This window comes from Flavobacterium sp. (genome assembly GCF_043722275.1).
GTDB lineage: Bacteria > Bacteroidota > Bacteroidia > Flavobacteriales > Flavobacteriaceae > Flavobacterium.
Window position 1 is genome coordinate 1 of record NZ_JAYSPC010000200.1, and the last position, 9584, is coordinate 9584.

General features: G+C 33.0%; 8 protein-coding genes. All 8 read left to right on the forward strand.

Annotated elements, in window-relative coordinates; genetic code table 11:
• The first annotated feature begins 518 nt into the window (after window positions 1-518).
• Window positions 519-2390 (forward strand): M1 family metallopeptidase, encoded by a 1872-nt coding sequence (locus ACHZDT_RS23570; protein WP_394777143.1) that lies wholly within the window; start codon window positions 519-521, stop codon window positions 2388-2390.
• A gap of 16 nt (window positions 2391-2406) precedes the next feature.
• Window positions 2407-2799, forward strand: coding sequence for an ACT domain-containing protein (locus ACHZDT_RS23575; RefSeq protein WP_394777144.1), 393 nt, complete (start codon window positions 2407-2409; stop codon window positions 2797-2799).
• A 178-nt stretch (window positions 2800-2977) separates the two neighbouring features.
• A complete protein-coding gene (locus tag ACHZDT_RS23580) occupies window positions 2978-3595 on the forward strand; it encodes a hypothetical protein (protein ID WP_394777145.1) in 618 nt (205 codons plus the stop codon).
• Between the two features lie 74 nt (window positions 3596-3669).
• Window positions 3670-4074 (forward strand): GNAT family N-acetyltransferase, encoded by a 405-nt coding sequence (locus tag ACHZDT_RS23585; protein WP_394777146.1) that lies wholly within the window; start codon window positions 3670-3672, stop codon window positions 4072-4074.
• 258 nt (window positions 4075-4332) lie between these two features.
• Complete coding sequence (locus tag ACHZDT_RS23590) at window positions 4333-4716, forward strand: hypothetical protein (RefSeq protein WP_394777147.1); 384 nt, start codon at window positions 4333-4335, stop codon at window positions 4714-4716.
• 172 nt (window positions 4717-4888) lie between these two features.
• Window positions 4889-5971 carry an efflux RND transporter periplasmic adaptor subunit gene (locus ACHZDT_RS23595; protein WP_394777148.1) on the forward strand — a complete coding sequence of 361 codons (1083 nt, stop codon included), beginning with the start codon at window positions 4889-4891 and terminating at the stop codon, window positions 5969-5971.
• A 108-nt stretch (window positions 5972-6079) separates the two neighbouring features.
• Window positions 6080-9247 (forward strand): efflux RND transporter permease subunit, encoded by a 3168-nt coding sequence (locus ACHZDT_RS23600; RefSeq protein WP_394777149.1) that lies wholly within the window; start codon window positions 6080-6082, stop codon window positions 9245-9247.
• A partial coding sequence (locus ACHZDT_RS23605) for a TolC family protein (RefSeq protein ID WP_394777150.1) occupies window positions 9240-9584 on the forward strand: 345 nt, incomplete at its 3' end. The genes ACHZDT_RS23600 and ACHZDT_RS23605, both read left to right, overlap by 8 nt.

The following is a 9584-nucleotide window of genomic DNA, read 5'->3' on the forward strand; positions in this document are numbered from 1 at the left end:
GTTCATTCTCCATTCGTACGTTTGTGGCTTCAAAAGATATCGCTTATAATAATGAAATTTTGCAGGAATTGCTAGATAGCAAGGAATCGAATTTTATTAATACCGATTATATTTTGTAGCTATTAAGGTTATATATTAATTGTAGAGACCGTCTTTTTCTTTAGAATTAGACGGTTTTTCTATTTGGTTTTGCCACAAAGGCGCTAAGACACAAATTTTTTTATGTTTATAATCTCGCAAAGACGCAAAAGCGCAAAGTTTTTAAGTATGTGTTGTTGCCACAAAGGCACTAAGGCGTAAAGTTTTTGCGATTTTTTGTCATTTCGAGGAACGAGAAATCACACGCGGAACTCGACAAAGAATGGAGATTATAAAATAACAAACTTAAAAACTTTGCGCTTCTGCGTCTTTGCAAGAAATTTTGATCCAAACTTAATCTTAGATAATTGTAACTTTACTCAATAAACTGCAACTAATATTATAAACAATATTAAATCATCAAAATTCAGAAACCACTTATGAAAAAAAAATCACTTCAATTACTATTTATTGCCTTTTTGTTTTTGGCACAAAATAGTTTCGCCCAAGACCTTTATATGCCAAGAAATATAAAAGATGCTTACGCGAAAGGAACGCGCTCAATGGACGGAAAACCCGGGAAAAACTATTGGCAGAATCACGGAAAATATACTATGGAAATTAGTGTAGATCCAAAAACGAAAATCGTTTCCGGAACCGAAACTATTGTTTATGAAAATAATAGTAACGATACTTTAAAGAATTTACCAATCAGGTTTGTAAATAATCTACACAAACCATCTTCGCCAAGAAGCGGAAGCGTAAGCGATGATTTTTTAAGTAATGGATTAACAATTACTTCATTGAAAATTGCAGGAGAAGTTTATAAAGAAGATGGAAGAAAATGGGGAACAGTGGGGAATATCAAAATGAAAAAAACGGTTCCGCCACATTCTAAAGTAACCATCGATATCGATTGGAATTATCCGTTATCAAAAGAAAGTGGAAGAGAAGGGCAAATAGACGAAACAACATTTTTTGTTGCCTATAGTTATCCTCGTGTAAGCGTTTTTGACGATTATAATAAATGGGACAGATTGGCTCACACAGATCGTCAGGAATTTTATAATGATTTTAATGACTATACATTTACAGTAAAAGCGCCTAAAAATTATGTGGTTTATGCAACCGGAGATTTATTAAATCCTGATGATGTTTTACAACCGGAGTTTTCGGCACGTTTAAAAAAATCATATATCACGGATGAAATTTTGCATATTGCAAACGAACAAGAATTGAAAACCGGAATTGTTACGAAACAAAATGACTGGAATATTTGGAAATTTGAAGCCAAAAATATCTCCGATGTTTGTTTTGGTTTAAGCGATCATTATTTATGGGACGCAAGTAGTGTCATTGTAGATAAAAAAACAAATCGTCGTGCAAGTGTTCAGGCAGCTTATGATATTAAAGGAACTGATTTTGTGAATTCGGTAAAAAATAACCAATATGCTTTAGATTATTTTTCCCACAGTTGGCCGGGAGTTCCTTATCCGTTTTCTAAAATGACCGCTTTTCAGGGTTTTGCAGATATGGAATATCCTATGATGTGTAACGATTCGCAAATGGGTGATCCTATTTTTGCGCAATTGGTTCAGGATCACGAAGTAGCGCATACTTATTTTCCTTTTTATATGGGAATAAACGAAACCCGTTATGCTTTTATGGATGAAGGTTGGGCAACTACTTTTGAATATTTAATAGGAATTGCAGAACATGGAAAAGAAGCTGCAGATAAATTCTATAAAGAATTTAGAGTTGAATCCTATATTAAAGATAAATCGACGGAAGAAGATCAGCCAATAATCTCAATGTCATCTCAGGTTTCTGATGCAGGTTATGGGAATAACTCTTACGGAAAAGCTTCTTTATCTTATCTGGCATTAAAAGATTTGCTTGGAGACGATTTATTCAAAAAATCATTGCATGCTTATATGGACAATTGGAATGGGAAACACCCAATTCCGTGGGATTATTTTAATTCATTTAATACAGCTTCAGGAAAAAATCTGAATTGGTTTTTTAATAACTGGTTTTTTACCAATAATTATATTGATCTCTCGGTAAAAAATGTAGCTAAAAATGTTGTTACTGTTGAAAATATTGGAGGTTTCGCGATTCCGTTTGATGTAATTGTTGCATATTCAGATAATACAACAGAAACTTTACATCAGACACCTTCAGTTTGGGAAGCAAATTTAAAATCTGTTGCTATTGCTTTAAAAAATAAAAAGCAAGTAAAACAAATTACAGTTGATGGTGGTATTTTTATGGATGCAACACCAGCAAATAATATTTTTGCTGTAAAATAATCTAATAAATTCAAATATGTCAGGAGAAAAAGATTTACAGCAATTACTAAAAAGTATGAAACCGGAACATAATTCAGGTGATTACGTTTTTTGTAAAATTGATACTTTAGAAAATGTAAATCTCAATGAAATTGAAATGTTTTTTAAAGAAAAAGAAGCAATCACATTAATTCTTAAAAAAGAATTGGCTGATACATTAAATCTGGATTATTCAGTCGTGATGTCTTGGATAACACTTACAATTCATTCGTCATTAGAAGCTGTGGGTTTAACAGCAGCATTTTCAAAGTCACTTTCAGAGCATGAAATTAGCTGTAATGTTGTAGCTGCTTTTTATCACGACCATATTTTTGTGAATAAAAAAGACACAGAGAAAGCAATGAAAATTTTGAATTTGTTTTCAATCTAAATTACCTTAGAATTTGTGGAAAGGTAATGCAAAAAAAAGGGAATCTGAGTTATCAGATTCCCTTTTTGCTATTTTATAAAGTAAGATTTTTTTTATAAATAAAACAAATATGTGAAACCGTATTTAATTATGAGATTAAAAGATTACGTTTGCAAAAAATGAAAAACATACATTATTAATGAAAAAGAAACTTTTTATTATTGTTTTATTAATATCTATTAAAACTTTTGCGCAAAATAATTCGAAAATCGCATTTCAACAAAGTAGATATGAATTAGCTGTTTCGTGTTATAAAAAAGCAGATTTTAAAAAAGCAATTGATTTATTTTACGTCGCTTCAAAAATTAAACCTGACAGTGAAATAGGGCTTGAATCGATTAAAAAGGTAGACACCTTAAAAACGATTTTAAGGCAAAGTATAATGACTCAGGCGTTAGGAACCTGGAAAATGATTGGCGATAAACCAGTTTGGGCAGCTAAGCAAACAACTGATTATACCGGTAAAGATTATGATGAGATTGTTGTAATAAATCAAAATGAGATTTTATTTTATCAGAAAAATAAAAAAACGCAGGAAAATAAGCTTATCAAAACTGAAAAATTAGCGTATTACAATAAAGAACAATCTGATGCTTCATTTTCGGATATTATTTTATCAGATGGTACAATTTGGAATTGTAGTATAAATGGGACTTCAAATGAATTACACGTTATCAATGTAGGTAAAACAGGCGAGAACGGCATCGAAAAAATAACGAGCAATAACATAGAACGATTTTATGTTAAAGTAAAATAGCAAAAAGGGAATCAATTTGATTCCCTTTTTTTATGTATAAAAAGTAAATTTGTATCCTTGAAGAAATACTATTTATGGAAATAAGAGAAATCGAAGCTTCACAAACCTGGCAAATCAGACACGAAGTTATGTGGCCGGACCAGCCTTTTGAATTTGTACAATTAGAAGAAGATAATTCAGGATTGCATTTTGGCGTTTTTGATCAGGAAAAATTAGTTTCAATAGTTTCTTGTTTCATTACTAATAACGAAATGCAGTTTAGAAAATTAGCAACTTTAGAAGAATTTCAGCAAAAAGGAATTGCTTCTAAGCTTTTAAAATATATTTTAAAACTCGGAAAAGAGAAAAAATTGAAAAAAATATGGTGCAATGCACGAACCAACAAGAAAACATTTTACGAAAAATTTAATATGATTGATAGTCGTAGAACTTTTATCAAATCAGGACAGGAATTTACTATAATGGAAATTTTACTATAGAAAGAATAACTAAATTATCGAATAATATATAGAGCATCAATTATTTACGATTTTGATTGATTTCATGTCATCTAAGATTGATTCTTAATAGTATTCTAATTTGTGGTCTTTTTTTTATGATATTTTCGCATAAAAAAATAAGAATTTAATATTATTTGTACTTAATAAAACAATGAAAACGTTTTCGCCTTTATTAAATGTTAAAGCTTATAAAAAAATCTTTTTTTGTTTCGATACTTTGCTTACTTTCGCACCCAAATGAGAAAGTTAATAGTATTTTTAGTATTCATGAATTTGCTTCTGTTCGGCGGAGGTCAATATCTTAATGCTGGTACTCCACAAAACTTTCACAAGCATACTCTTGAGAAAAAACACCGGGTGAAATTTACAAATCAGGATCAGGGATCTTCAATTATTGAAGATGCTGATATAGATGCTGAGGAAGAATATCTTGGAAGTGATGATCTTAAGGATGGACTTACTAATAAGTTTTTTGCAACAAACTACAGTTTACTTGATAATTGGTACCTTTCCTTTTCAAGCCAGACTATTGTAAATGATTACAATCGTTTTAAAATCTTCGTGCCATTTTGTGGCAATTCAAATCCTATTTACATTACTCAACGAGTTTTAAGAATTTGATTCAACAGTATACATCGGTTACCTAAGTTGTGATCCTGCATATTGTTGATGTATTTTTTTCTACTTCATCTTATATGAAAGTTAAGTTCTAACTAAGGCTGCCTGATGCATTTTTTCATCTAAAGGAATCTCTGTATTCCAAGCATTCAATCGCTTAATTTCCAATAAAATCATGAAAAGAATTATCTTGTTCACAGGCTTAATTGCCTTTGTGTGCCTTACTAGTTGTAATACTAAAAAAGAAGAAAAAGAAGAAGTAGAAAAGTTTACTGTAACTAATCCGGTAAAAATTGATACTTCGTTTACAAAACAATACGTTTCACAGATTAAATCTGTACGTAATATTGAAATCCGTGCCCAGGAAAAAGGGTTTTTACAAAACATTTATGTTGATGAAGGGCAGTTTGTAAAAAAAGGACAGTTGTTGTTTAAAATTATGCCAAATATGTATCAGGCAGAATTACTTAAAGCACAAGCTGAACAAAAATCTGTAGAAATTGAATTGCAAAATTCAAAATTACTGGCAGATAAAAATATCGTTTCTAAAAACGAATTAAGTGTAGCTCAGGCAAAACTGCAATCAGCAAAAGCTGAGGTTTCATTAGCAAAACTACATTTATCATTTACTGAAATCAGAGCTCCGTTTGACGGAACAATTGACCGTATTCCATTAAAATTAGGAAGTCTTATTGACGAAGGTGAATTGTTAACAAGCCTTTCAGATAACAGTGAAATGTTTGCATATTTTAATGTATCTGAACCTGAATATTTACAATACCAAACGGATATAAAAGATCGTGCTGAAAACAAGGTTTCATTGCTATTAGCTAACGGAGAACTTTTTAAATTAAAAGGAAATGTAGAAGTTATCGAAAGTGAATTTAACAACGAAACCGGAAATATCGCTTTTAGAGCAAGATTCCCAAACACTGGTAAATTACTTCGAAACGGAGAAACTGGACAAGTTCAAATGTTGGTTCCTCTTAAAAACGCAATCGTGATTCCGCAAAAAGCGACTTACGAAATTCAGGATAAAAAATATGTTTTCATCGTTGACAAAAACAATAAAGTAAGTTCTAAAGAAATTACAATTACTGGCGAAATCCCTGATTTATATGTTGTAAGCAGCGGAATTACTGAAAATGATAAAATTTTACTTGAAGGAGTTCAGAAAGTAAAAGAAAATGACAAGATCAACTTTACTTACATAGCTCCTCAAAAAGTGGTTAATAATTTACGATTAAAAGCGGAATAAGTTTTTGTTTTAGTTGTTTGAGGTTTCAAGTTGCGCACTGAACGTGAAACTTTAAACCTGAAACATTTGAAAATTCCAATTTGGTTTAATCATTAAAAAAATATAAAAATGTTTAATAAATTTATTCAAAGACCTGTATTATCGATAGTAATATCGTTAGTCATCGTCTTTTTAGGGATCTTATCGGTACTGAATTTACCTATTACCCAGTTCCCTTCGATTTCTCCTCCAATGGTAAATGTTACGGCAGATTATCCTGGATCTAACGGAGAATTGATGATTAAATCAGTTGTTATTCCGCTGGAAAGAGCTCTAAATGGAGTTCCCGGAATGAAATATATGACTTCTGATGCAGGAAATGATGGTGAAGCGAGTATTCAGGTAGTTTTTAACTTAGGAACAGATCCTAATCAGGCTGCAATTAACGTGCAAAACCGTGTAGCTTCGGTTACAAATAAATTACCTCCATTGGTAGTTAGAGAAGGTGTAAAGATTACGCGTGAAGTTCCAAGTATGTTGATGTATGTGAATCTTTATAGTACGGATAAAAATACCGACATGAAGTTTTTATACAACTACGCCGATATCAACGTATTATCAGAATTAAAAAGGGTAAACGGTATTGGATCAGGAGATATCTTGGGAACACGTGAATATGCGATGCGTATCTGGTTAAAACCTGATCGTATGTTAGCTTATAAAGTATCTGCTGATGAGGTAATGGAAGCATTATCAAGCCAGAGTTTAGAAGCTTCTCCTGGTAAAACCGGAGAAAGTTCAGGAAAACGTTCTCAGACATTTGAATATGTATTAAAGTATTCAGGACGTTTTACAACTAAAGAACAATATGAGAATATTATTGTAAAATCGAATAGTAACGGAGAACTTTTACGTTTGAAAGACGTTGCTAAAATCGAATTTGGTAGTTCGATGTATGATATTTATTCTAATTTGAATGGAAAACCATCTGCAGCGATTGTATTGAAACAATCTTTTGGTAGTAATGCCAATCAGGTTATTGAAGATGTAAAAGCCAAGTTAGAAAAAATCAAGCAAAAATTCCCTAAAGGAATGAATTATGAAATTTCTTATGATGTTTCTAAATTCTTAGATGCTTCTATCGAAAAAGTAATTCACACGTTGATCGAAGCTTTTATTCTGGTAGGTTTAGTAGTGTTTCTTTTCTTAGGAGATTGGCGCTCTACGATTATTCCGGCAATTGCCGTACCTGTTTCCTTGATTGGAACTTTTATATTCATGACATTCTTCGATATTTCGTTGAACTTAATTACATTGTTTGCTTTAGTATTAGCTATTGGAGTCGTCGTCGATGATGCAATTGTGGTAATCGAAGCCGTTCACGCCAAGATGGAGGAAGAACATCTTTCGCCACTTAAAGCAACTAAAAAAGCGATGCATGAAATTGCAGGAGCAATTGTTGCGATTACATTCTTAATGGCTGCGGTATTTATTCCGGTTGCTTTTATGTCTGGTCCGGTTGGAGTATTTTATCGACAGTTCTCGATCACGATGGCAACTGCTATTATCCTTTCAGGTATTGTGGCTTTGACTTTGACACCTGCGCTTTGTGCGATGATGTTAAAAAATAATCATAGTACACCGAAAAAGAGAACACCTGTAAATATTTTTATTGATGGTTTCAACAACAAGTTTAATCTTGCTCAGGGTAAATATCAAAATGTTTTAGGTAAAATTGTAAATAGAAGAGCCGTTACAATTATTGCACTTCTTGGTTTTTGTGCCGGAACATGGTTGATTAGCAGCACCGTTCCTTCAGGATTTATCCCGAATGAGGATCAGGGAATGTTTTACGCAATTATTCAGACACCGCCAGGTTCATCATTAGAAAGAACGAATAATATTGCAGAGAAATTGCAAAAAATAGCCGAAACAATAGACGGAGTAAAATCTGTTTCGTCATTGGCAGGTTACGAAATTTTGACAGAAGGTACGGGATCGAATGCGGGAACTTGTTTGATCAACTTAAAAGACTGGAGCGATCGTAAAGAATCTGTACAGGAAGTTATGACAGAACTGGAAGAAAAATCGAAAGATATTCCAGGTGCAAATATTGAATTTTTCCAACCGCCTGCAGTACCCGGATATGGAGCAGCAGGAGGATTTGAACTTCGTTTACTGGATAAAACCGGTTCAGGTGATTTCAAAAAAATGGAAACTGTTAACAAGGAGTTTGTTGAAGAACTAAACAAACGTCCGGAATTATCAAATGTGTTTAGTTTCTTTAGTGCGAGTTTTCCTCAGTACATGATGAAAGTAGACAACGATTTGGCACAACAAAAAGGAGTTTCTATCGAAAATGCGATGAATACCTTGTCAACCCTTGTAGGTAGTAACTATGAAATTAGTTTTATTAAATACGGGATTAATTATAAAGTTATCGTTCAGGCATCTCCGGAATATCGTGCACAGCCAGATGATATCTTAAAACTTTATGTAAAAAATAACCGTGATGAAATGGTTCCTTTTTCTGCCTTTATGAAATTAGAAAAAGTATATGGTCTTTCAGAAATTACGAGACATAACATGTACAATTCTACTGAAATTAGTGGTGGTCCGGCTATAGGATATAGTTCAGGAACGGCGATTAAAGTGATTCAGGAAGTTGCAGAGAAAAAATTACCTAGAGGATATGATATTGACTGGGCAGGTATTTCTGCCGATGAGGTTGCTCAGGGTAATCAGGCTATTTGGGTATTCCTGATTTGTTTAGGATTCGTTTACCTTGTATTAGCGGCACAATACGAAAGTTTTATTTTGCCATTATCTGTAATTCTTTCTTTACCAGCGGGTATTTTTGGAGCTTTCTTATTATTGAAAATAACAGGATTAGAAAATAATATCTATGCACAGGTTGCAATGGTAATGCTTATTGGTTTATTGGGTAAAAATGCCGTACTGATTGTAGAGTTTGCGATACAGCGACATGCAGCAGGCAAAACAGTACTTGAGTCAGCAATGGAGGGAGCGAAAGCGAGGTTCCGTCCAATTTTGATGACTTCATTTGCTTTTATTGCAGGATTATTACCACTTGCTTTTGCTAGTGGTCCGGGTAAAATTGGTAACAGAACCATTGGTACTGCAGCTGCCGGAGGTATGCTTATAGGAACTATTTGTGGAGTATTTGTTATTCCGGGATTGTATTACATTTTTGCCAGAATAGCAGAGAAGCACAAGCTGGTAAAAAATGAAGAAGAGAATCCATTAACAGAAGAAATTGATAACAATCATGTATAAATTCAAATCATATCAATATGGTATTGCATTAGGTATATGTCTTACGGTTGCAGGGTGTAAAGCCCCTGCGCCTGAGGCAGCACCTACTACAAGTACGCCAGTTCCTGAGTCGTTTGGCGGAACAGCTCAAACTCAGGATTCAAACAACACCTCAGCCTTACAATGGAAAGATTACTTTAAGGATCAAAACCTTGTAGATTTGATTGATGTTGCTTTAAAAAACAATCAGGAATTAAATATTACTTTACAGGAAATTGAAATCGCAAAGAATGATATTCGTGTAAAAAAAGGACTTTTATTACCAACACTTGGTGTTCGCGCCGGAGCTGGAGTTGAA

Coding starts and splice junctions, on each gene's coding strand:
- ACHZDT_RS23590 (WP_394777147.1), top strand. CDS start 4,333: ATGAGAAAGTTAATAGTATTTTTAGTATTCATGAATTTGCTTCTGTTC.
- ACHZDT_RS23570 (WP_394777143.1), top strand. CDS start 519: ATGAAAAAAAAATCACTTCAATTACTATTTATTGCCTTTTTGTTTTTG.
- ACHZDT_RS23585 (WP_394777146.1), top strand. CDS start 3,670: ATGGAAATAAGAGAAATCGAAGCTTCACAAACCTGGCAAATCAGACAC.
- ACHZDT_RS23575 (WP_394777144.1), top strand. CDS start 2,407: ATGTCAGGAGAAAAAGATTTACAGCAATTACTAAAAAGTATGAAACCG.
- ACHZDT_RS23595 (WP_394777148.1), top strand. CDS start 4,889: ATGAAAAGAATTATCTTGTTCACAGGCTTAATTGCCTTTGTGTGCCTT.
- ACHZDT_RS23580 (WP_394777145.1), top strand. CDS start 2,978: ATGAAAAAGAAACTTTTTATTATTGTTTTATTAATATCTATTAAAACT.
- ACHZDT_RS23600 (WP_394777149.1), top strand. CDS start 6,080: ATGTTTAATAAATTTATTCAAAGACCTGTATTATCGATAGTAATATCG.